Origin of the sequence: Azospirillum picis, assembly GCF_017876115.1 — a bacterium.
Taxonomy (GTDB): Bacteria; Pseudomonadota; Alphaproteobacteria; order Azospirillales; family Azospirillaceae; genus Azospirillum; species Azospirillum picis.
The window spans coordinates 61436-82839 of record NZ_JAGINO010000019.1 but is presented as its reverse complement, the minus strand read 5'-3'; the positions used below and the strand labels follow the sequence as shown (position 1 = coordinate 82839).

Genomic DNA, 21404 nt, shown 5'->3' with positions numbered 1-21404 from the left:
TCCTGGCGCAAGCATAAACAGCGACAAACTTTATCCGTGTTGAATTTTCGCCCGAAGAGGCAACCCGGACGGGGTGCTGGCCCCATGGCCCACACGAGCGGACGCGGTGTGCCCCGCAGGGGGCATCGTGTTGCCCGGGAACGGGCCGTCAGGCCGGTGCCCTATCCTCCTGGCGGACCGGGCGACCGATCAGGCCGGTCAGTTGGAGGAGTTGTGCGGCCAGCGGGCTTGTCCTGCGCCAGACCATGCCGATGGTCCGCGAGGGCTGCGGATCCCTGAAGCGGACGACGGACACCGATCCCGCTCCGGTCTCCACCGCCACGGCCATTTCCGGGATCAAGGTCACGCCCATGCCCGCCCTGACCATCTGGACGAGCGTGGAGAAGGAATTCGCATCCAGCGCCTTGCGCGGGGAGGAGGACGGCACGTTGCAGAAGGACAGGGCCTGGTTGCGGAAGCAATGGCCCTCCTCCAGCAGGAGCAGCCGCATGTCGCGCAGCGTTTCGCCGTCGGGCACCGGCTTCCCCTCGTCCTCGACCGGCCGCACCAGCAGAAAGGCTTCCGTGAACAGCGCGACCTCGGTCAGCCAGGGTTCCGAGACCGGCAGGGCGACGACGGCGGTGTCGAGCCGGCCCTCCGCCAGTTCCTCGACCAGCCTCGACGTCGTCGCCTCGCGCACGTCGATCTCGACCTGGGGATGCTGCCGCGTGATGACCGCGACGACACGCGGCAGCAGATAGGGTGCGATCGTCGGGATCATGCCGACGCGCAGCCGGCCGCTGATGCGGTCACGCGACGCCCGCGCCAGTTCCGCCAGTTCGTCGACCGAGCGCAGGATGTCGCGGACGCGCAAGGACGCCTCCTCCCCGAACCTGGTGAGGCGGACGCTCCGCCCACCTCTTTCCACCAGCGTGGCGCCCAGGCTCTCCTCTAGTTCCTTGATCTGCATCGACAAGGCAGGCTGCGAGACGGCGCAGGCCGCCGCCGCACGCCCGAAATGGGCGTGGTGCGCCAGGGCATCGAAGTAGCGGAGCTGCCGGAGGGTCACGGAACTGGGGATCATAAGCCCGCCTTATCGCAGCGATCACCAAAGACCATTTTACCTGATTGTCTATGAAATCTACAATCCGTGTATCCGCTCATATGTCGCCGTCAAGAGACCCCACGAGAGAACCCACGAGCGCTCGCAGGAGGGAAGAACGATGGACGCAAGGACCGACGAAAGCGCCGGCAAATACCCGTTCACCGGGGGAAGCCGCGGCCGGAGGAACCGCGACTGGTGGCCGAACGCCCTCGACATCGAGATGCTCCATCGGAACTCGGCGCTGTCCGACCCGATGGGCAGGGACTTCGACTACGCCAAGGAATTCCAGTCCCTTGATCTCGACGCGGTGATCAAGGACCTGCATGCCGTGATGACGGACTCCAAGGACTGGTGGCCGGCGGACTTCGGCCATTATGGCGGGCTGATGATCCGCATGGCCTGGCACAGCGCCGGCACCTACCGCATCACCGACGGCCGCGGCGGCGCCGGTACCGGCCAGCAGCGCTTCGCGCCTCTCAACTCATGGCCGGACAACGCCAACCTCGACAAGGCGCGCCGCCTGCTGTGGCCGGTCAAGCAGAAATACGGCCGCAAGCTCTCCTGGGCCGACCTGATGGTGCTGGCCGGCAACGTCGCCCTGGAATCGATGGGCTTCAAGACCTTCGGCTTCGCCGGCGGCCGCGTCGACGCCTGGGAGCCGGAGGAGCTGTTCTGGGGCCCGGAGGGGACTTGGCTCGGCGACGAGCGCTACAGCGGCGAACGCCAGCTCTCCGACCCCCTCGGCGCGGTGCAGATGGGGCTCATCTACGTCAACCCCGAGGGGCCGAACGGCAACCCCGATCCGGCCGCGGCGGCCAAGGACATCCGCGAGACCTTCTACCGCATGGCCATGAACGACGAGGAGACCGTGGCGCTGATCGCCGGCGGCCACACCTTCGGCAAGACGCACGGCGCCGGCGACCCGTCCTTCATGGGACCGGAGCCCGAGGCGGGCGCGCTGGAGGACCAGGGCCTCGGCTGGAAGAGCAAGCACGGCAGGGGCTTCGGGGCCGACGCGATCACCGGCGGCCCGGAGGTGATCTGGTCGCAGACGCCGACCAGATGGAGCAACCACTTCTTCGACAACCTGTTCAAGTACGAGTGGGAGCTGACCAAGAGCCCGGCCGGCGCCTGGCAATGGCAGGCGAAGGACGCCGAACCGTCGATCCCCGGCCCGTCGGCGGACTCCGCGAAGCGCCTGCCGACCATGCTGACCACCGACCTGTCGCTGCGCGTCGACCCGATCTACGGGCCGATCTCGCGGCGGTTCCACGAGAACCCCGACCAGTTCGCGGACGCCTTCGCCCGCGCCTGGTTCAAGCTGACCCACCGCGACATGGGGCCGGTCGTCCGCTATCTCGGCCCGCTGGTGCCGAAGGAGACGCTGATCTGGCAGGATCCGATCCCGCCGGTCGACCACCCGCTGGTCGGGGATGCCGACATCGCCGCGCTCAAGACGCGGATCCTCGCCTCCGGCCTGTCGGTGGCGCAGCTCGTCTCGGTGGCGTGGGCGTCGGCCTCGACCTTCCGCGGATCCGACAAGCGCGGCGGCGCCAATGGGGCCCGCATCCGCCTCGCGCCCCAGAAGGACTGGGAGGTCAACGAACCGGCCCGGCTCCAGACGGTGCTGCAGGCGCTCGACGCCATCCGGACGGAGTTCAACGCGGGCGCCGGCGGCAAGAGGATCTCGCTGGCCGACCTGATCGTGCTGGCCGGCGGCGCCGCGATCGAGAAGGCGGCACAGGACGCCGGGCTGTCGCTGCAGGTCCCGTTCTCGCCGGGGCGCATGGATGCCTCGCAGGAGCAGACCGACGTCGACTCCTTCGCGCCGCTCGAACCGCGGGCCGACGGTTTCCGCAACTACCTGCACAGCAGCAAGCGGCAGTTCATGATGCCGGAGGAGGCGCTGGTCGACCGGGCGGCCCTGCTGCGGCTGACCGGGCCGGAGATGACCGTCCTGGTCGGCGGGCTGCGCGTCCTCGGCGCCAACACCGGCGGCTCCAGCCTCGGCGTCTTCACCGACAGGCCCGGCGCCCTGACCAACGACTTCTTCGTCAACCTGCTGGACATGAACACGGAGTGGCAGCCCCCGAACGCCGACGGCGTCTACGAGAGCCGCGACCGCAGGACCGGCCAGCCCAAATGGACCGCCACCCGCGTCGACCTGATCTTCGGGTCGCACTCGCAGCTTCGCGCCTTCGCCGAGGTCTATGCGTGCAGCGATGCCGGGGAGAAGTTCGCCAGGGACTTCGTCGCGGCCTGGACGAAGGTCATGAACGCCGACCGCTTCGACCTCGCCCGGTCGCCGCATTGACGCGGGGATGACCGCCCGGGGAGGCACCGGCTTTGCCCCCTCCCCGACCCTCCCCCGCTCGCGCGGGAGAGGGGGAGGTTGGGAGGGGAGAAATAGGAAAGGGCCGGAAGACCGAGCAAGGGAGGATCGATCATGACCAACCGCCACGTCCAGACCGACCGGGAGTGGCTGGCCTTCATCGAGAGGGACATCGACAGCCTCGACCAGCAGATCTACCACGCGCGATGGACGATGACGCAGGCGCAGTCGGCGCTCGACCGGCTGTCCGCCGCGCGGGCCTCCCTGCTCACCCAGGCGCAGGAGATCCTCGACCGTCTCGATGGCAAGCCGCCGGCGTAGATCCGGGAAAATGGCGGGGAGAGGCTCCCCGCCCGAAGGACGCGCCGTTCCGCCGCCTATGGCCGGGTATCAGTCCCTGCCCTTGCCGACCAGCAGCCGCTCCAGCCCGTAGACGCGGTCGAGCACCAGCATGGCGCCGACGGTCAGGAAGATCAGCAGCGCCGACACCGCCGCGACCAGCGGATCGATGTTGTCCTGGATGTAGAGGAACAGCCGCACCGGCAGGGTGGTGGTCTCGGGCGAGGCGATGAAGACGGTCATCGTCACCTCGTCGAAGCTGTTGATGAAGGCCAGCACCCAGCCGCTGGCGACGCCGGGCAGGATCAGCGGCAGCGTCACCCGGCGGAAGCAGGTCCAGGACGAGGCCCCGAGCGAGGCCGCGGCATTCTCCACTGCCCGGTCCATGCCGGTCGATGCCGCCAGGATCAGCCGCAGCGCGAAGGGCAGGATGATGATGACGTGGCTCAGCACCAGCCCGGCGAAGGTTCCGCCCAGGCCGATCATGGTGAAGAAGCGCAGGAAGGCGATGCCGAGCACGATGTGCGGCACCATCAGCGGCGACAGGAACAGCGCCTGGATCGCCTCGCGCCCGAAGAACTGGTGGCGGGCGATGGCGAGCGCCGCCGGCACCGCCACCAGGATCGCCAGGGTGGAGGACACCGCCCCCAGCAGCAGGCTGTCCTTGAAGGCGCGGATGAATTCCGGGTTGTCGCCGATGGCGCGGAACCAGCGCAGCGACAGCCCGTTGGTCGGCAGCGACAGGTAGCCTTCGGGGGTGAAGGCGACCGCGCAGACGATCAGGATCGGCGCCAGCAGGAAGCCCAGGAACAGGACGTGGAAGATCAGGGCGATCGGGCCGTTGCGGTTCATTCGAACACCTGTTTGTAGCGACGTTCGACCAGCCGGTTGCAGCCGACGATGATCACGACGTTGGCGACCAGCAGCAGCACCGCCACCGTGGCGCCCAGCGGCCAGTTCAGCGTGTTCAGGAACTCGTCGTAGGCGAGCGTCGCCGCCACCTTCAGCCGCCGCCCGCCGATGATCGCCGGGGTGGCGAAGGCGCTGGCCGCCAGTGCGAAGACGATGATCGAGCCGGACAGGATGCCGGGGATGATCTGCGGCAGCACCACCCGGCGCATCACCGTCAGCGGCCCGGCGCCCAGCGACAGGGCCGCGTTCTCCACCTGCGGGTCGAGCCGCTGGAGCGAGGCCCAGACCGACAGCACCATGAAGGGCACCAGCACATGGGTGAGCGCGATGACGACGCCGGTCTCGGTGTACATGAACTCGATCGGCGTGGCGATGATCCCCAGCGCCATCAGGCCCTGGTTGACCAGCCCGGTGGAGCCGAACAGCAGCGCCCAGCCCAGGGTGCGCGACACCACCGAGATCAGCAGCGGCCCCAGGACGACCAGCAGGCACAGGCCGCGCCAGGGCGACTTCATCCGGCGCAGGATGTAGGCCTCGGGCGCGCCGAACACCGCGCACAGCACGGTGACCAGTGCGGCGATGCGGAAGGTGCGCAGGAACACCTCGTGGAAATAGTCGTCGGCGATGATGTCGGCGTAGTTGCCCCACTGCCAGACGTCCTGGATGCCGCCGTAGAAGCTGAAGCTGTTGAGCGACAGCAGGAAGGTCATCGTAAGCGGCACCAGCAGCAGCACCGCGAACAGGGCGAGACCGGGGGCGCTCAGCAGGTAGGGCACCAGCGGCCAGCGGTGCCGGCGGGGCGGCGGCGGGGCGGCGGCCGTGGCCGGAACGGGGGCGTCGGTTTCGCTGGAGGCCGCCATGCTCATGCCGCCTCCCGGGAGGCGCCGGCCGCCTCTGGATCGGCGGGCATCACCGCCATGTCCTGCGGACGCCAGCCGACCATCACGCGCTCCTGCTCGGCCGGCAGCGGCGAGCCGTCATGCTGGCGGATCACCATCAGGCGGCCGGCGGCGGTCTCGATCTCGAACAGCCACTGGGTGCCCTGGAAGACGCGGGCCTGCACCGTGCCGCGCAGGCCGCCGGCATCGACGAATCCGATCTTCTCCGGCCGCACCGCCAGGGCGCCCGGTCCGGGCGCCACCGGCTCCGCCACCGGCCAGACGGAGTCCGCGACGGTGATCGTGGTGCCGGCCGGGCCGCCGGCGACCATGCCCGGCAGCAGGTTGGTGCGGCCGAGGAAGTTGGCGACGAAGGCGTTGGCCGGGCGGTCGTAGGCGTCCTGCGGGGTGGCGACCTGCTGGATGCGGCCCTTGTTCATCACCACCACGCGGTCGGACAGCGCCATCGCCTCCGACTGGTCGTGGGTGACCAGGATCATGGTGGTGCCGACGGTGCGCTGGATGCGGCGCAGCTCGATCTGCATCTCCTCGCGCATCTTGGCGTCGAGGTTGGACAGCGGCTCGTCCAGCAGCAGCAGGCTGGGCTTGATCACCAGCGCTCTCGCCAGCGCCACGCGCTGCTGCTGGCCGCCCGACATGCGGCGGGGATGCCGGTCGCCATACTGGTCCAGCCCGACCAGACGCAGCGCGTCGGCGACCATGCGGTCGCGGTCGGCGCGGTTGATCCTGCGCATCTCAAGCCCGAAGGCGACGTTCTCGGCGGCGGTCATGTGCGGGAACAGGGCATAGCTCTGGAAGACGATGCCGAGGCCGCGCTCGTTCGGCTTCTTCGCCAGCAGGTCCTGGCCGTCCAGCGTCACCCGCCCGCCGTCGGCATCGAGGAAGCCGGCGATCATCTGCAGGGTCGTGGTCTTGCCGCAGCCCGAGGGGCCGAGCAGCGAGATCAGTTCGCCCTTCTCCACCGTCAGCGAGACGCGATCGACCGCCGTCCAATTGGCGAAGCGCTTGGTCAATTGGTCGAGAACCAGATACGTCATACCGTCGTCTCCCTTTCCGTGCCGCCCTCTCCCGCCTCCCGCCCAAACGTCGCCGGTGCGGGAGGCGGGAGAGGACAGCCTTGCATCAGCGCTCGATCTCGCGGGTCCAGCGCTTGTTCCAGACTTCGCGGTTGGCGTTGATGGTATCCCAGTCCACCACCAGCAGCTTGCCGATCTGTTCCGGGCCGTAGGGGATGCCGGCCTGCTTGTCGGCGGGCAGCTCCACCGTCTTGTTCACCGGGCCGAAGCCGGCGCTGACGGCCAGCGCGGTCTGCGCCTCGACACCCAGCATGTGCTGGATGAACTTCTGCGCCTCGGGCGCGTTCTTGCTGCCGGCGACCTGGCAGGCCGCGGAGCCGAGCACGACGCCGCCCTCCTTGGGGTAAGTGAAGGCGGCCGGGAAGCCGGTGTCGGCCAGCGCCTTGGCGCGGCCCGAGCCCCAGATGGCGATCACCGCCTGGTTGCTCTGGAACAGCTCGGTCATCTTGCCGGGCGACGGCTCGTAGGCCAGCACGTTCGGGTTGACCTTGTCCTTGAATTCCTTGAAGCCGGGGTCGATGGCCTTCTCGCCGCCGCCGTTCAGCCGCGCCATCATCACCAGGGCGTGCAGGCCGTAGCTGTTGTTGATCGGCGGGACCGCCAGCTTCTTCTTGAAGCGCGGATCCTCGATGTCCTTCCAGGAGGTCGGGACCGGGATCTTGTTCTCGTCGAACCAGGCCTTGTTGTAGACGATGCCGGTGCCGACGGCGCCGAAGTTGACCGCCTTGCCCGACGGCATCTTCGCCAGATCGTAGAGCTGGTCGTAGACCGGCGCCTTCTCCAGGTCGGCGCAGAAGTTCAGCGCCACCGCCTGGTACATCGGCCCGTCGTCGAGGATGACGACGTCGATCTGCTGGTTGCCCTTCTGGGCCTGCAGCTTGGCGAGGTTGTCGGTGGAGTTGCCGGCGACATACTCGACCTTCACCCCGGTCGCCTTCTCGAAGGCCGGGATGATGTCCTTGCGCATGGTCTGCTCGAACGAACCGCCGTAGGCGGCGACATAGAGCGTCTTTTCCTGGGCCTCAGCCGTCTGGACCGCGGCCATGCCGCACCACAGGGCCGCCGTCGCCATCAACCCGCACATCACGGAGCGCATCGTCATTCTCCTCTCAGCCTGGTCCCTGTTCATGGATCTGAGTTCAGTCGAGCCCGGTCCCTGCCGCCGCGCCACGTCGTCGTGTCACGTGGTTGCACCACGTCGCCGCATGGGCTCGGGGCCACCGCTCTCGCCGTCCGTCGCCTTGCCGGCCGCCGACTGGCGGTGCTGTTCTTCGCGAAGGTCTTCACCGGGACGTGCGGCAAGGGTGATGGCGCAGTCACATAACCGTCAAATCGAATTCGCGCGGCAACCCATCCGGTAATGTTATAGGTCCGTGGGGCGAGCCACTTTCGGCCGGTCCGCAGAGGCCGCGCCGGCTCCAGGCAAGCCGTCGCGAAAGCGCGTCACCTCCTCCAGGAAGCCGGCCAGGAAGTCCTCGGCGATCATCGACAGCGGCACCTGGGCGGAGCGCAGGACGGCGATGTCGAAGCCGATGAACGGCTCGAACGGACGGACCAGCAGCCCGTGCGGGACATACTCCCGGGCGGTGAAGGGATCGACGATCGATACCCCGTGGCCGGCCGCCACCATGGCGCAGGCGTTCATCGTCAACTGCGTCTCCACCCGCATCACGCGGGAGACGTCGTGGTCGGCGAAGACGGTGTCGATGCGGTAGCGCAGAAGCGTCGGCGGCGTGGTGGAAATGAAGCTTTCCCCCTCGAAGTCCTTCGGCCGCAGCACATCCCTGTCGGCCAGCGGGTGTCCGGGCGGCAGGATGGCGACGGCCGGCAGCCCATGGATCTTCTCGGTCAGCACCGCCGCATGGTCGATGGGGGTGTGGGCGAAGCCAATCTCGCATTGGCCGGTTGCGACCCAGTCCAGGATGATCGGCGAGGTGCTGCCGCGCAGCGCGATGTCCACCCGCGGCCGCTCCGCCAGGAAGCGTGCGACGTAGCGCGGCAGGAAGCCCACCCCCAGCGCCGGCATCGCCGCCACCCGCAGCGTGCCGCTGCGCCGCGCTGTCAGGTCGCGCGCCGTCTGCTCGATCAGCTCCAGCCCGACGAAGGCGCGGTCGACCACCTGGTAGAGCGACATCGCCTCGCTGGTCGGGGCGATGCGGGCTCCGCGGCGCTCGAACAGCGTCAGCTTCAGCGCATATTGCAGGTCGCTGATCAGCCGGCTGACGGCGGGCTGGGAGATGTTGAGCAGTTCCGCCGCCGCGGTGATGCCGCCGGTCAGCATGACGGCGCGGAACGCCTCGATCTGGCGCGGATTGATCATGGCTCCCCCCGGTCTGCCCTGTTGCTGCCCTGTTGCTGCCCTGTCGGCAGCTCATAACATTCGGTCATGGAACACGCCTTCGAACTGATTTGACAGTTATAAGTTGGCTGCCGATGCTGTCGCAAGGATCGGACACGGGATTCGGGCGAGCGCCTCGGGCGGGGGATTTGGCAAGGCTCCCGGCCCGCACAGCCACGCGGCTCAAGACACGCGGCTCACACACCACGGTCCATAGGGCGTCCGTCCGCAACGGCACGCGGCCCCGCAAGGGTGCGGCATGGTGCGGACGGCGGAGCGGTGTACCCATCGCGACAGAGGCGACCGGCACCCCGGATCGAAGGCGGGGCCGGCAGCGGGAGTGGAGACGATGACGCAGCCCAAGCAGGGCGGGGAATACGACGTCGCCGTCGTCGGCGGCGGACTGGTCGGGTCGGCGCTGGCCTGGGGCCTGGCGCGGTCGGGCCAGAAGGTTGCGGTGCTGGACGAGGGCGACATCGCCGTGCGGCCGTCGCGCGGCAACTTCGCGCTGGTCTGGGTCCAGGGCAAGGGACTGGGGATGCCGGAATATGCCGGCTGGTCCCGGCAGTCGTCGGAGGACTGGGGCGGCTTCGCCGAGCTGCTGCGCGAGCAGACCGGCATCGACGTCGCCTACCGCCGTCCGGGCGGCTTCATGCCGGCACTGTCGGAGGAGGACCTGCAGTCCCGCGCCAACGCCATGATGCGGCTGCACAACCAGCCGAACATGATCCGCTACCCCTACGAGGTGCTGGACCGCGAGGCCCTGCTGAAGGAACTGCCCTTCATCGGCCCCGAGGTGGTCGGCGGCACCTACTGCCCGCTGGACGGCCACTGCAACTCGCTGCGGCTGCTGCGCACGCTGCACAAGGGCATCGGGCTGCTGGGCGTCGACTACCGCCCCAACCACCGGGTGGAGCGGATCGACCACCGCGACGGCGGCTTCCGGCTGGCGACCGCGGCGGGCGAGGTCCGCGCCGGCAAGGTCGTGCTGGCGGCGGGCCACGACGGCGCGCGGCTGGCGCCGATGGTCGGGCTGTCGGCCCCGGTGCGCCCGCAGCGCGGCCACATCATCGTCACCGAGAAGACCGCCCCCTTCCTGCACCATCCCACCAACTACGTCCGCCAGACCGACGAGGGCGGGGTGATGATCGGCGACAGCTTCGAGGAGGCCGGCTTCGACACGACGCTGCAGCCGGGCGTGTCCTCGGCCATCGCCGCCCGCGCCATCCGCATCTTCCCGTTGCTGGGCAAGCTGAACGTGGTGCGGAGCTGGGCGGCGCTGCGCGTGCTGACCCCCGACGGCTTCCCGATCTACGAACAGTCGGCGACGGCGCCCGGCGCCTTCGTCGTCACCTGCCACAGCGGCGTCACGCTCGCCGCCAACCACGCGCTGACGCTGGCACCGCTGATCGCGGCCGGCGACCTCGGCGACCGTTTCCAGACCTTCAGCGCCCGGAGGTTCCATGTTCCGCAGGCTGCCTGAGATCGCCGCCGCCGGCGACGCGATCGGCTTCACCATCGACGGCCGCCCCGCCAGTGCGCGGGCCGGCGACAGCGTCGCCGCCGCCCTGCTGGCCAACGGCGTCACCGCCTGCCGCAAGACGCCGGTCAGCGGCGCGGCGCGCGGCCCCTATTGCATGATGGGCGTGTGCTTCGACTGCCTCGTCACCATCGACGGCGTCGGCAACCGCCAGGGCTGCCAGGTGCGCGTCGCCGACGGCATGGCCGTGGAAACCCAGGACGGCAAGCGGGAGGTGGAGCTGTGAGCGGCTTCGATTTCGACATCGCGGTGGTGGGCGCCGGCCCGGCCGGCCTCGCCGCCGCCGCCCGCGCGGCCGCCGGCGGCGCTTCGGTGGTGCTGCTCGACGAACAGGCGGAGCCGGGCGGCCAGATCTACCGCGCCGTCACCGAGACGCCGGTGCGCGACCGCAGGATCCTCGGCCCCGATTATTGGCACGGCGCCGAATTGCTCGGCCCGCTGCGCGACAGCGGTGCGGCCCATTGGCCGGGCAGCACGGTGTGGAGCGTCGCCCGTGCCCGCGAGGACGCCGCCGGCGGCCGGCGCCGCATCCAGATCGGCCTGTCCCGCGACGGCTCGGCATCGCTGCTGACCGTGCGCCACGTCATCCTGGCGACCGGCGCGCTGGAACGCCCCTTCCCGATCCCCGGCTGGACGCTGCCCGGCGTGCTGGGCGCCGGGGCGGCGCAGGTGCTGCTGAAGACCTCCGGCCTGGTGCCGTCGGGCGCCACGGTGATGGCGGGCAGCGGGCCGCTGCTGTGGCTGCTGGCTTGGCAGTACCTGCAGGCCGGCGCGCGGATCGACGCCATCCTCGACACCACGCCGAGGGAGAACTGGCGCGCCGCCCTGCCGCTGCTGCCGGGCTTCCTGCGCTCGCCCTATCTCGGCAAGGGCATGAAGCTGCTGCTGGAGGTGCGCCGCAAGGCGACGGTGATCGGCAACGTGACCGCCCTGCGCGCCGAGGGCGACGGCGTGCTGCGGACCGTCGTCTACACCCGCAACGGCAGCGAGCACCGCCTGCCGGCCGAAACGCTGCTGCTGCACCAGGGCGTGCTGCCCAACCTGAACCTGGCCAACGCCACCGGCTGCGCCCAGCGCTGGGACGAGGTGCAGCGCTGCTGGCGCCCGACCACCGACGACTGGGGCGCCACCTCGGTCGAGGGCGTGTCGCTGGCCGGCGACGGCGCCGGGATCGGCGGCGCCCGGGCGGCGGAGGAGGCAGGCCGGCTGGCCGCGCTCGACGCCCTGCACCGGCTGGGCCGCCTCGACCGCGCCGGCCGCGACCGCGCGGCGGAGCCGGTGCGCGCGGCGCTGGACCGCGCGCTGGCCGGCCGCGCCTTCCTCGACACGCTCTACCGTCCGGCGGAGCCCTTCCGCGTGCCGGCGGACGACACCATCGTCTGCCGCTGCGAGGAGATCACCGCCGGCGCGGTGCGCGAGGCGGTGCGGCTGGGCTGCTCCGGCCCCAACCAGGCCAAGAGCTTCCTGCGCTGCGGCATGGGACCCTGCCAGGGGCGGCTGTGCGGCCCGACGGTGACCGAGGTCATCGCGGCGGAGCGCGGCGTCTCCCCGGCCGAAGTCGGCTACTACCGCCTGCGCCCGCCGGTGAAGCCGATCACGCTGGCCGAGCTGGCGGCGCTTCCCAAGGGCGAGGCCGACCTCGACGCCGTTCTGAAGCACTGAGGACAGCGGCATGAGCGAAACCGGCACCGCTTCCGGCCCCTCTTCCAGCCCCTCTTCCGGCCCCGGCACCGCGGGCTTCCGGCCCGACGTCATCGTCATCGGCGGCGGGCTGCACGGCTGCTCCGCCGCCCTGCACCTGTCGATGCGCGGGGTGCGCGTGCTGGTGCTGGAGAAGGACCATGTCGCCCGCCACGCCTCCGGCGTCAATGCCGGCGGCGTGCGCCAGCTCGGCCGGCATGTCGCCGAGGTGCCGCTGTCCGTCGCCTCGATGGAGCTGTGGCACCGTATCGGCGAGCTGGTCGACGACGACTGCGGCTTCGAAAGCCACGGCCAGATCAAGGTGGCGGAGACGGAGGAGGAGCTGGACGGGCTGCAGGCCCGCGTCGACGAGCTGCGGGCGCTCGGCTTCGGCCATGAGGAGACCATCGGCCGCGACGAGCTGCGGGCGCTGGTCCCGGCCATCGCCGATCATTGCGTCGGCGCGCTGGTGTCGCGGCGCGACGGCGCGGCGATCCCCTTCCGCACCACCTTCGCCTTCCGCCGCAAGGCGATCGCGCTGGGCGCCCGCTTCCAGGAAGGCGGGGCGGTGACCCGGCTGTCGCGCCGGGGCGGGCTGTGGACGGTGGAGACCGCGGAGGGCGGGCGCTTCGAGGCGCCGGTCGTCGTCAACTGCGCCGGGGCCTGGGCCGACCGCATCGCCGCCCAGGTGGGCGAGCCGGTGCCGCTGGAGGTCATCGCGCCCATGCTGATGATCACCGCCCGGGTGCCGCCCTTCATCAAGCCGGTGGTCGGCGCCGCCGGCCGCACCCTGTCCTTCAAGCAGTTCCCCAACGGCACCGTGCTGATCGGCGGCGGCCTGCTGGGCCGGGCGGAGCGCGACGAGAACCGGACGGAGCTGGACTTCTCGCAGGTGTCGGTGAACGCGCGGACGGTGTGGGACCTGTTCCCGATCATGCGCGGCGCCACCGTGGTGCGGTCCTGGGCGGGGATCGAGGCGCGCATGCCGGACCAGATCCCGGTGATCGGCCCCAGCGGCACCGAGCCGGATCTCTTCCATGCCTTCGGCTTTTCTGCGCATGGTTTCCAGCTCGGCCCGATCGTCGGGCGCATCACCGCCGACCTCATCACGGGCGGGTCGACCGACCTGCCCATCGCCCCCTTCCGCATCGGCCGCTTCGCCGCCTGATGCCCATCGGAGTTTTGCCACGGTGACCATTCAGCGTTTCCACCCGACCCCGCGCCTGTGCGACATGGTCATCCACAAGGACACCGTCTATCTCGCCGGCCAGATCGTCGACGACGGCTCCACCACGGTGGAGGCACAGACCCGCGACGTCCTGCGCCAGATCGACGCCCTGCTGGCCCAGGCCGGGACGAGCAAGAGCAACCTGCTGACCGCCACCATCTACCTCGCCGACATCGCCACCTTCGCCGAGATGAACGCCGCCTGGGACGCCTGGGTCGACCGCGCCAACCCGCCCGCCCGCGCGACGGTCGAGGCGAAGCTGGCCGACCCGGCGGTCCTGGTGGAGATCGTCGTCGTCGCGGGGCTGTAAGGCCGGCGCCTCACCCCAACGCCACGTTTCACAAACAGGAGTCCTTCAGTGATCAAGCGTATCGAGAAGACCAAGATCATGCACCGCGTCGTCGTCAACAACGGCACGGCCTATCTCGGCGGCATCATCGCCGACGACGTCAGCGTCGGCATGGGCGGCCAGGTCACGCAGATCTGCGGCAAGCTCGACCAGGTGCTGGCGATGGCCGGCAGCGACAAGACCAAGCTGCTGTCGGCCCAGCTCTTCATCACCGACATGGGCCTGAAGGACGAGATGAACGACGCCTGGCTGGCCTGGCTGGACGGCAACGACCTGCCGGCCCGCGCCACCATCGGCGTCGCCGACCTCGGCAAGCCGGAGATCAAGATCGAGGTGGTGGTCACCGCCGCCGTCTGATCCTCCGGCCGGACGAGAGAGCGACTCCCCCGCACCGACGGCGTTCCACCGTCGGTGCGGGGGTTTTTTTTATGCCCGGCTGTCCGGTATCGGCGACCACATCCCGGAGATGTTTAGGCTTCTAAGTATATATACCGCAGCGTGCCTGCGCATCGCCTTATTGTATTTTATCGACATTTGTGCAAACCTTGAGATTGTAAAGTGGCTGGTCTCCTTTCCAGGACACCCGCCCGTTGCCGCCGAACCTGGAGGCCGCCATGTCTCTCACCCCTCACAGCCTGTTCTCCACCGTCTCAGCCGGCTCGTCGGGGGTGTGGAAGCCCACGAACGCTGCGGCGCACGGTACGGCAAGAAGTCTCGTCGCCACCGCCTTTTCCACGCCGTCGGCGCAGCGGGGCGACAGTGTCGACGTCAGCCCGCTGGGCAAGGCCCTGACCGGCGTCGCCGCCAAGATGTTCGAGAAGCTCGACGGCAAGGCGAAGGCGATGCTGGAGGACTCGGTCAAGGCGGGCGTGCTCACCGCCGACGATGTGGTGAAGGGATTGCGGGGGATCGTCAAGGAAGCGGTGGACCACCGGTACATGGCGACGGCTCCGGCAACGCAGGAGGAAATCGCCTCGGCGCGGGAGCGTCGCGAAACCACAGAGAGAAGGCTTAAGTTCGCCAAAGAATCCGCCGAGATCATGAGGCAGCACTCGGAAAAATACGAGGACTTGGCCAAAACCCTTCCTGAGAATGGCGAGGAATACAGGACCGAATCGCAGGATTCGATGAAAACTCTGATGGCGTCGCTCCAGGCGCACAAGGAAAATTTCATACGCCAATATGGGGAAATCGACGGGAAACCCGGCGACGGTTCAGGCGAGGGTTCGGGCGACCTTCCGGAGGCCGCGTGGCAGCGCAGGCTCAGCAACAATCTGCGGCACGCGGACATCTTCGCCGATGAGGAGGATCCCGATCCCTTTTCCAGAAGCGATACCGCCGCCGTCCAGAAACTGTTCGATGCGGGTTTCCGTCAGGGGATGTACAAGGACGCGGCGACCGCCGTCGCCGCCGGGGTCGATCTGAGCAAGGTGCCGGATTTGCCGACCCCCGACGCCCCGCCACGGCAGCCGCAAAACCAACAGCCCGAGACGCTTCCCCCCGGCTACACCTCGTCCGCCGACGCGTTCAAGACCGCTTGGCAGCAGGTTCTGGCACATCAGGCCGAAAAGCCGACGCCGAGGATCGACATGCTGCTCGCGATGCCGACGGCGGGTGCGGATGCCGCACTGTTCCGGCCGCAGCCCGGCCCACCGAAACCCGTCCCCGACGAAGCGGACGGCAAGGACGGCATCCTTGCGGCCCTGACGCAGTCGCTGAAGGACGGGTCCGGTGCGTCCACATCCGGGACCGCTGCCGCCCGAACCGACACCGTGGTCTGACTCGGGCCTCTTGAACCATGGCGCTCCGGATCAGGGCTGGGCGCCCCGCCGCCTGATCGACGGCGGCCGGCCGTCTTTCCCGGCGGTCACGCCGCCAGCGCCTCCACCACGGCGCGGGCGACGTCGGCGTGGACGGCGTCCTGACCCTTGAAGTCCTTGGCCGTCTGCGTCAGGTAGCTGGCCAGCAGCACCGGCGCCCGCCCTTCCGGCCACAGGATGGCGACATCGTTGGCGGTGCCGTTGACACCGGTCCCGGTCTTGTCGCCGACGCGCCAGCCCTTGGGCACGCCCGCACGCAGGCGCTTGTCGCCGGTCCTGGTCGCGACCATCCAGTCGATCAGTTGGCGGCGCTGCTCCGGCGGCAGGGCGTCGCCGACCATCAGGCGGTCCAGGCAATGCACCATCGAGACCGGCGTGGTGGTGTCGCGTGGGTCGCCGGGGATGGCGCTGTTCAGCGTCGGCTCGTTGCGGTCCAGCCGGGTCTTGCGGTCGCCGATGGCGCGCAGGAAGGCGGTCAGCCCGGCCGGGCCGCCGACCACCGGCAGCAGCAGGTTCGCCGCGACATTGTCGCTCAGCGTCACCGCAGCCTGGCACAGCTCGGCCACCGTCGGCGGCTGGCCGTTCACCCGCGTCTCGGCGAAGGGGGCGTAGGGGATGAGGTCGGCGGCGGTCACCGGGATGCGGCGGTCCAGACTCTCCGCCCCCTCCCCGACCTTCTTCAGGACGGCGGCGGCCAAAGGAAATTTGAAGGTGCTGCACATCGGGAAGCGTTCGCCGCCCCGCCGGGAGAAGCGCCGGCCGCTGCCGGTGTCGAACACCGCCACGCCGAGCCGGCCGCCGCTGCGCGCCTCCAGCGCCGCCATGCGCTCCTTGAGGGCGGAACCGCCCAGCCCCTTGGGATCGGCCGGTGTCGCGGCCTGAACCCCGCTCGCCGCCACCAGCAGCGCACCGCCCGCCGCTCCCAGAAACCCACGCCGTCCGATCATCTCCGCCTTCCTCCCGGCTGTTGTGACGGGCGCACCGTAGAAAAGCCGTCGGACTGCCGCAAACGACGTTTCCTTTCGGAAGCCCCCAATAAAATTTGTATCTCCGGAGCACGGGACGGCTGGACCGGGGAGGGAGGCGGCTTCAGCGCATACGCCGCCCCGCGAGGAAACAGGCGATGGCCGCCGCCTGCACGAGGCCGGCGGCCAGGAACAGCGGAGCTCCCGTCTCGACGCCGCCGGGGGCCGCAGTCCGCAGCAGACCGAAGGCGGCGGGAGCAAAGGCGTAGGCCGCCTGACCGGCGGCCACGATCAGCGGAACCACGCGCACCACGTCGGCAGGCGCGAACTCGGCCTGGGCGATCAGCGGCGGCAACGAGGTGGCGTTTCCGATCCCCAGCCCGAACAGAAAAATGCCGGCCGCCAGCATCGCCATGCCATCCATCGCCATGCCCGCCACCGTCAGGGCGGCCGTGCCGAGCAACTGCGTCCCGTAGCTTGCGCAGGCGACGAGGCGGCGGTCGGCAGACGGCGGCATCATCCAGCCGACGGCGCTGCGGCCGGCGATCGCCGCCAGCGTGGCACCGCCCATCGCCAGTCCGGCGGCCGACTCGCCGAGCACCGGCGCCAGCAGCGACAGCAGATGGGCGAGCAGCCCGATCTGCGCGAACAGCCCGAGCGCCATGCCGCCGGCAAGCGTGACGAAGCGGCGGTCCAACCAGAGACCGCCATCCGGCAGGGGACGGCCGTCGCGCGGCGCCGGAGCCGCCACCGGGGTGTCGTACGGACCGCCACCCCTGCCGCCGTCCGGTTCCTGGCCGAGGCTCTGCGGCGTCTTGGAGAAGACCAGTGCCGCGAGCAGCCCGACCACCACCATCATCACCAGGCCGACGGCGGCGGCGGCGCGGAAGAAGCCGATGCCGGAGATCAGGGCGATCCACAGCGGCGAGAAGATGACGCCACCGATGCTGGCGCCGTTGTAGGCCATTCCAAGCGCCGCCGGGCGCTTGCGGACGAACCAGGGGGAGATGATGGCGTTGATCGCGGCGGCCCCCATCGCCACCCAGCCGGCGCCGCTGGCCAGTGCGGCGGCGAAAAGCTGCCACGGCGCCGTGGCGGTCGCCCAGCCGGCGACACCGGTCGCCAGGAGCGCCGCGCCGAGGCAGGTAGCGCCGGGGATGCCCAGCGCCCGGTGCAGCCGCGCCAGGTTGGCGACCACCAGCGCGCCGCAGAGGAAATGCACCGTCACGGCCGCGGAGACCAGGGCCACCGGCCATCCGGTGCGTTCGATGACGGCGTAGAGATAGACGGGCGGGCCGTAGAAGCCGACACCCCAGCCGAAGATGGCCAGCAGGAAGGCGGCGGCGACGACGCGCCACCCGAGGAACGGAGGTTGGCTCAAGGTTGCCGACATGATGCGCGGTTCTCCTGGAAGGGTCGCCGCGCTTATGGACCGGCCGAGCCGCGGGATGGTTCGGTGCGAAGCGAAGGATCACGCAGCCGGGTTCGGTTATGCTGTGCCGATCGGAGGAGACAGGATGGTCACGCCCAATCAGCTTGCCGAGGTGGCGGCCGCCATCGGCGAACCGGCACGCGCCGCCATGCTGGTGGCGCTGATGGACGGACGCGCGCTGACAGCCGGTGAACTGGCGGAGGTCGCCGCGGTCACGCCGCAGACCGCGAGCGGCCATCTGGCGAAGATGGTGGCCGCACACCTGATCGTCGGGGAAAAGCAGGGCCGGCACCGCTACCACCGGCTGGCCGGCGCCGACGTGGCGGTGCTCATCGAGAGCATGATGCGGATCGGCGGCGGCGGGCCGGCGTTGCGCAAGCCCCTGCGGGTCGGCCCGCGCGACGCCGCGCTGCGGGCGGCCCGCACCTGCTACGACCATCTCGCCGGCCAGCTCGGCGTCCGGATCTCCGACGCGCTCGTCGCGATGGGCGCGGTGGAGATCGAAGGCGACAACGGGCTGGTGACGCGGCGGGGCCTGGAACTGATGGCGGAGGTCGGCATCGCGCTGCCGGTGCACCCGCGGCCGCGGGCCCCGCGGCCGCTCTGCCGGCCCTGCCTCGACTGGAGCGAGCGCCGCCCGCACATCGCCGGCCAGCTCGGCGCCGCCCTCTGCGCCCATGCCTTCGAGCGGGCCTGGGTCCGGCGCATCGGCGGCAGCCGGGCCCTGGAGGTCACGCCGCATGGAAAAACGGCACTGCGGGAGGCCTTCGGGATCAGGACCGACGGCTGATGCACCGCTCCGCCATCACCGGTGCGGCATGGCCGACCATGAACTCGCGTCCTTCAAGATGCCAGCCGGGCACCGTCGCCGCCGCGCGGATCCTAACCCTCGCCAAGTCCGACGAGGGACTCGCCCTTCGGTAGGCCCATCACCGCCTTTTCCAGGCGCTCTTCCGGACGGTTATGGCCTAGTCGGCCAGCTCGATCTCCATCCGGTCGGGATAGAAGGCGAGATAGCCGGCGATGCCGCCAACCGCATCGAAGGGGGTCTCGTAGGTCCAGACGCTGTTCCGCCCGGCCTCTCCGAGGGCCGGGATGCTGTAGTAGCTTGCTTCCCCCTTGTACGGGCAATAGCTGGTGTGCTGCGAGCGCTCCAGGAGCGACATGTCGACGTCGTGCCGTGGGACATAGTGGACAGGCGGATAGGACGCCTCCACAAGCGTCAGGGCGCTCCCGGTTCTTGCGATGTGAAGTGATCCTTTCCTGACGACGACCGTCGACAGGCACCTGCCGATGGTGATGGGGTGGGTCGCATCGGGGGTCAGTATCTTGCGGTCGGCCATGACGCTGTCCTTTCGCCTGCGGAGCCACGTCATATAAGTGATCATCCAGGATCGGAAACGGCCATGCCTTCCATTCCTGCTCGGAATCACAGCGATGGACAGGCTGGACGCCTTGCGGATGTCGGCGCGCGTCGTCGAAAGCGGACGCTATTCACAGGCGGCGCGGGACGCAACTCCCCGCGAGAGGTCCGCGCGCCCTTGCCGTGGCGCCCGCCGGACAGGACAGTTACGAGGCCGCTGTCCGCATCCTTCAGGACCTCGGTTCCGTCGAAGAGAGTCTCCTTGAAGGGCAATCGGCCTCCTGAGGCGGATCCGCGTGCCCCTCTCGCCCGCCTGTGGAAGGGTGTTCGTTGTTCCAGGCTTGGGGAGATCACGGTGAACGCCCCCGGCGCCTCAGGCAGTGGGGACGGTCCCGCAATCGATGACATGCTCGCTGCCGGTTATGGCCGCGGCCCGCGGCGATGCCAGGAAGGTGATGAGGTCTGCGACCTCCGCCGGCTTCGCGGGCCGCCCGAGCGGAATTCCGCCGAGGGACTTCATGATGATCCTCTTGCCGCCCTCATAATCGGTGCCGGCCTCGCGCGCGAGGCGCTCCGCGAGCGCCACGGCGGCATCGGTCTCGATCCAGCCCGGCGATACGCGGACAACCCTGACCCCCTTGGCAGCCACCTCCTTCGACAGGCTCTTGCTGTAGGTCGACAGCGCCGCCTTCGCCGCCGCGTAGGCCGTCGTCGATTCCGGCAGAGGCAATCGGTGCTGGATCGACGTCACATGGATGAGGACGCCTGATCCTTGGGCGATCATCGACGGCAGCAACGCGCGGTCCAGCCGGACCGCAGGCATGAGGTTGTGATCGATCTCCCTGCGCCATTCCTCATCCGTCAGTGCCGCGAAGCCGCCCGCCGGCGCACTCGATCCGCCAAGCACATCGACGATGATGTCGATGCCGCCGAACATGCGCAGCACCTCCCCGGCGACATTCGCGCAGTCCCGCGCGGTGGTGAGGTCGGCGGCGATATAGTGGATTCGTCCGGAGCCGCTTTCCGGCACCGTCCTGGCCGTCGTCGCGACCCTCACGCCCGCGGTCGCCAGTGCCTGGACGACCGCCGCCCCCAGGCCCTTGGTCCCACCCGTGACCAGGGCCCGTTTCCCGTCGAGGCCGAGATCGATGCTCATGGGACGATCTCCAGGCGGACGATCTCCAGATGGGCGATCTCCGGACGGGCGTTCTCCGGGCAGGCGTTCTCCGGATGGGCGATTTGGCTTTCCGCGAGCGTGAACGCGTAGCGGAGGTTCACCGGGCTTCCGGGAAAGGTGCCGGTGAGACGCGCGGTAACGGCGATCCTGTCGCCCCGCCCGTCGATGGCCACGGGCTCACTGGCATAATCGTATTTTGCCGTAGCCGCTGCCTTCCAGCGCGCGATCGCCTCGCGTCCCCGGTGCGTCCGCGCTTCGTCGATCACCACGGCGTCAGCGGCGAAGCACTCTGCGAGTGCAGCGCCATCCGCCGCATCCGCGGCGAAGTACTCGGCTATGGGTTTGGGCAGTGAAAGCGCCATGGTCGATCTCCGGGTTGAACTTGTCCGGTGATGGAAAATGACCTAATCTTTCAAAAGCGCAAGAACGCACGAAAAAGTAAGGTACTTACGGAAAAGTATGCCTCATCAATATACGAGAGAGACAGCAGCCGAAGGCGTCGAGAGCGCGATCAAGCTCATCGAGGGACGTTGGAAGCTCACCATCCTGTTTCACCTCTTTGGCGGGAACGTGCTGCGCTTCTCCGATCTGGAGCGGGCGATCCCGGGAATTTCCCAGAAAATGCTGAGCCAGCAGCTTCGCCAGATGGAGAAGGACGGGATGGTGCGCCGCATCGTCCACCATCAGGTGCCGCCGAAGGTCGAGTATGGCCTGACCGACTGGGGTCAGGCCTTGTGCCCGGCGCTGGACGCACTGCTCACATGGGCGGCCCGGCGGGGGGCCGACGGCGGGGAAGGCACCAACGAAGCGGGCGGAGATCAGCGTGGCTGACGGTGTCGGCAATGGACCGGCGGCCTGATGGCCGCCTGA

22 protein-coding genes are annotated in these 21404 nt (G+C 69.4%); 11 read left to right on the top strand and 11 right to left on the bottom strand.

Features of this window, described 5'->3' with window-relative positions; all coding sequences use genetic code 11:
- Positions 1-148: 148 nt before the first annotated feature.
- Positions 149-1063, bottom strand: coding sequence for a hydrogen peroxide-inducible genes activator (locus tag J2850_RS22565; RefSeq protein ID WP_209986655.1), 915 nt, complete (start codon positions 1061-1063; stop codon positions 149-151).
- 139 nt (positions 1064-1202) lie between these two features.
- On the opposite strand from J2850_RS22565, the gene katG reads away from it, so the two are divergent.
- Positions 1203-3398, top strand: a complete 2196-nt coding sequence (katG, locus tag J2850_RS22560; protein ID WP_209986651.1) for a catalase/peroxidase HPI — start codon at positions 1203-1205, stop codon at positions 3396-3398.
- Between the two features lie 132 nt (positions 3399-3530).
- Positions 3531-3737, top strand: a complete 207-nt coding sequence (locus J2850_RS22555) for a hypothetical protein (protein WP_209986648.1) — start codon at positions 3531-3533, stop codon at positions 3735-3737.
- Positions 3738-3806: 69 nt separating this feature from the next.
- Here the strand turns inward: J2850_RS22555 and J2850_RS22550 are convergent, their stop codons facing one another.
- The 5 genes from J2850_RS22550 to J2850_RS22530 all read right to left on the bottom strand — a co-directional run bounded on the left by J2850_RS22550 (position 3807) and on the right by J2850_RS22530 (position 8962).
- Positions 3807-4607, bottom strand: a complete 801-nt coding sequence (locus tag J2850_RS22550) for an ABC transporter permease (RefSeq protein ID WP_209986645.1) — start codon at positions 4605-4607, stop codon at positions 3807-3809.
- Complete coding sequence (locus J2850_RS22545; protein ID WP_209986643.1) at positions 4604-5533, bottom strand: ABC transporter permease; 930 nt, start codon at positions 5531-5533, stop codon at positions 4604-4606. The genes J2850_RS22550 and J2850_RS22545 overlap by 4 nt, the downstream gene beginning before the upstream one ends.
- Complete coding sequence (locus tag J2850_RS22540; protein ID WP_209986639.1) at positions 5530-6603, bottom strand: ABC transporter ATP-binding protein; 1074 nt, start codon at positions 6601-6603, stop codon at positions 5530-5532. The genes J2850_RS22545 and J2850_RS22540 overlap by 4 nt, the downstream gene beginning before the upstream one ends.
- 85 nt (positions 6604-6688) lie before the next feature.
- A complete protein-coding gene (locus J2850_RS22535) occupies positions 6689-7744 on the bottom strand; it encodes an ABC transporter substrate-binding protein (RefSeq protein ID WP_246513373.1) in 1056 nt (351 codons plus the stop codon).
- Positions 7745-8005: 261 nt separating this feature from the next.
- Complete coding sequence (locus J2850_RS22530) at positions 8006-8962, bottom strand: LysR family transcriptional regulator (protein ID WP_246513371.1); 957 nt, start codon at positions 8960-8962, stop codon at positions 8006-8008.
- Between the two features lie 367 nt (positions 8963-9329).
- Here J2850_RS22530 and J2850_RS22525 point away from each other — a divergent pair, with 367 nt between their 5' ends.
- From J2850_RS22525 to J2850_RS22495, 7 genes are all read left to right on the top strand, one after another.
- Positions 9330-10463 (top strand): NAD(P)/FAD-dependent oxidoreductase, encoded by a 1134-nt coding sequence (locus J2850_RS22525; protein ID WP_209986636.1) that lies wholly within the window; start codon positions 9330-9332, stop codon positions 10461-10463.
- Positions 10444-10746, top strand: a complete 303-nt coding sequence (locus J2850_RS22520) for a (2Fe-2S)-binding protein (RefSeq protein WP_209986633.1) — start codon at positions 10444-10446, stop codon at positions 10744-10746. The genes J2850_RS22525 and J2850_RS22520 overlap by 20 nt, the downstream gene beginning before the upstream one ends.
- Positions 10743-12182, top strand: coding sequence for an FAD/NAD(P)-dependent oxidoreductase (locus tag J2850_RS32120; RefSeq protein WP_209986630.1), 1440 nt, complete (start codon positions 10743-10745; stop codon positions 12180-12182). The genes J2850_RS22520 and J2850_RS32120 overlap by 4 nt, the downstream gene beginning before the upstream one ends.
- Positions 12183-12192: 10 nt before the next feature.
- Positions 12193-13368, top strand: coding sequence for an NAD(P)/FAD-dependent oxidoreductase (locus J2850_RS22510; RefSeq protein ID WP_211113998.1), 1176 nt, complete (start codon positions 12193-12195; stop codon positions 13366-13368).
- Between the two features lie 22 nt (positions 13369-13390).
- Positions 13391-13738, top strand: coding sequence for a RidA family protein (locus tag J2850_RS22505; RefSeq protein ID WP_209986627.1), 348 nt, complete (start codon positions 13391-13393; stop codon positions 13736-13738).
- A 48-nt stretch (positions 13739-13786) separates the two neighbouring features.
- Entirely contained in the window at positions 13787-14134 is a 348-nt protein-coding gene (locus tag J2850_RS22500; protein ID WP_209986624.1) for a RidA family protein, read from the top strand.
- A gap of 257 nt (positions 14135-14391) precedes the next feature.
- Positions 14392-15558: a hypothetical protein gene (locus tag J2850_RS22495; RefSeq protein ID WP_209986621.1), complete on the top strand. Its 1167-nt coding sequence runs from the start codon at positions 14392-14394 to the stop codon at positions 15556-15558.
- 86 nt (positions 15559-15644) lie between these two features.
- Here the strand turns inward: J2850_RS22495 and bla are convergent, their stop codons facing one another.
- Both bla and J2850_RS22485 read right to left on the bottom strand, forming a co-directional pair.
- Entirely contained in the window at positions 15645-16544 is a 900-nt protein-coding gene (bla, locus tag J2850_RS22490) for a class A beta-lactamase (protein WP_209986618.1), read from the bottom strand.
- Positions 16545-16686: 142 nt separating this feature from the next.
- Positions 16687-17955, bottom strand: a complete 1269-nt coding sequence (locus J2850_RS22485; protein WP_209986615.1) for an MFS transporter — start codon at positions 17953-17955, stop codon at positions 16687-16689.
- 124 nt (positions 17956-18079) lie between these two features.
- On the opposite strand from J2850_RS22485, the gene J2850_RS22480 reads away from it, so the two are divergent.
- Positions 18080-18784: an ArsR/SmtB family transcription factor gene (locus tag J2850_RS22480; protein WP_209986613.1), complete on the top strand. Its 705-nt coding sequence runs from the start codon at positions 18080-18082 to the stop codon at positions 18782-18784.
- Between the two features lie 178 nt (positions 18785-18962).
- Here J2850_RS22480 and J2850_RS22475 read toward each other — a convergent pair whose 3' ends face one another.
- The 3 genes from J2850_RS22475 to J2850_RS22465 all read right to left on the bottom strand — a co-directional run bounded on the left by J2850_RS22475 (position 18963) and on the right by J2850_RS22465 (position 20896).
- Positions 18963-19337, bottom strand: coding sequence for a DUF427 domain-containing protein (locus tag J2850_RS22475; RefSeq protein WP_209986611.1), 375 nt, complete (start codon positions 19335-19337; stop codon positions 18963-18965).
- A 393-nt stretch (positions 19338-19730) separates the two neighbouring features.
- Positions 19731-20513 (bottom strand): SDR family oxidoreductase, encoded by a 783-nt coding sequence (locus J2850_RS22470; protein ID WP_209986609.1) that lies wholly within the window; start codon positions 20511-20513, stop codon positions 19731-19733.
- On the bottom strand, positions 20510-20896 hold the full coding sequence (locus tag J2850_RS22465; protein ID WP_209986607.1) for a nuclear transport factor 2 family protein: 387 nt from the start codon (positions 20894-20896) through the stop codon (positions 20510-20512). Before J2850_RS22465 ends, J2850_RS22470 begins: the two co-directional genes overlap by 4 nt.
- A 97-nt stretch (positions 20897-20993) precedes the next feature.
- On the opposite strand from J2850_RS22465, the gene J2850_RS22460 reads away from it, so the two are divergent.
- Positions 20994-21365, top strand: a complete 372-nt coding sequence (locus J2850_RS22460; RefSeq protein WP_209986603.1) for a winged helix-turn-helix transcriptional regulator — start codon at positions 20994-20996, stop codon at positions 21363-21365.
- Positions 21366-21404 lie beyond the last annotated feature (39 nt).

What these genes read in the sequence shown, in the direction of transcription:
- J2850_RS22530 (WP_246513371.1), bottom strand. Translation starts at nt 8,962, where the DNA reads ATGATCAATCCGCGCCAGATCGAGGCGTTCCGCGCCGTCATGCTGACC.
- J2850_RS22565 (WP_209986655.1), bottom strand. Translation starts at nt 1,063, where the DNA reads ATGATCCCCAGTTCCGTGACCCTCCGGCAGCTCCGCTACTTCGATGCC.
- J2850_RS22520 (WP_209986633.1), top strand. Translation starts at nt 10,444, where the DNA reads ATGTTCCGCAGGCTGCCTGAGATCGCCGCCGCCGGCGACGCGATCGGC.
- katG (WP_209986651.1), top strand. Translation starts at nt 1,203, where the DNA reads ATGGACGCAAGGACCGACGAAAGCGCCGGCAAATACCCGTTCACCGGG.
- J2850_RS22525 (WP_209986636.1), top strand. Translation starts at nt 9,330, where the DNA reads ATGACGCAGCCCAAGCAGGGCGGGGAATACGACGTCGCCGTCGTCGGC.
- J2850_RS22550 (WP_209986645.1), bottom strand. Translation starts at nt 4,607, where the DNA reads ATGAACCGCAACGGCCCGATCGCCCTGATCTTCCACGTCCTGTTCCTG.
- J2850_RS22475 (WP_209986611.1), bottom strand. Translation starts at nt 19,337, where the DNA reads ATGGCCGACCGCAAGATACTGACCCCCGATGCGACCCACCCCATCACC.
- J2850_RS22465 (WP_209986607.1), bottom strand. Translation starts at nt 20,896, where the DNA reads ATGGCGCTTTCACTGCCCAAACCCATAGCCGAGTACTTCGCCGCGGAT.
- J2850_RS22535 (WP_246513373.1), bottom strand. Translation starts at nt 7,744, where the DNA reads ATGACGATGCGCTCCGTGATGTGCGGGTTGATGGCGACGGCGGCCCTG.
- J2850_RS22480 (WP_209986613.1), top strand. Translation starts at nt 18,080, where the DNA reads ATGGTCACGCCCAATCAGCTTGCCGAGGTGGCGGCCGCCATCGGCGAA.
- J2850_RS22545 (WP_209986643.1), bottom strand. Translation starts at nt 5,533, where the DNA reads ATGAGCATGGCGGCCTCCAGCGAAACCGACGCCCCCGTTCCGGCCACG.
- J2850_RS22555 (WP_209986648.1), top strand. Translation starts at nt 3,531, where the DNA reads ATGACCAACCGCCACGTCCAGACCGACCGGGAGTGGCTGGCCTTCATC.
- J2850_RS22510 (WP_211113998.1), top strand. Translation starts at nt 12,193, where the DNA reads ATGAGCGAAACCGGCACCGCTTCCGGCCCCTCTTCCAGCCCCTCTTCC.
- J2850_RS22495 (WP_209986621.1), top strand. Translation starts at nt 14,392, where the DNA reads ATGTCTCTCACCCCTCACAGCCTGTTCTCCACCGTCTCAGCCGGCTCG.
- J2850_RS22540 (WP_209986639.1), bottom strand. Translation starts at nt 6,603, where the DNA reads ATGACGTATCTGGTTCTCGACCAATTGACCAAGCGCTTCGCCAATTGG.
- J2850_RS22485 (WP_209986615.1), bottom strand. Translation starts at nt 17,955, where the DNA reads ATGTCGGCAACCTTGAGCCAACCTCCGTTCCTCGGGTGGCGCGTCGTC.
- bla (WP_209986618.1), bottom strand. Translation starts at nt 16,544, where the DNA reads ATGATCGGACGGCGTGGGTTTCTGGGAGCGGCGGGCGGTGCGCTGCTG.
- J2850_RS22470 (WP_209986609.1), bottom strand. Translation starts at nt 20,513, where the DNA reads ATGAGCATCGATCTCGGCCTCGACGGGAAACGGGCCCTGGTCACGGGT.
- J2850_RS22460 (WP_209986603.1), top strand. Translation starts at nt 20,994, where the DNA reads ATGCCTCATCAATATACGAGAGAGACAGCAGCCGAAGGCGTCGAGAGC.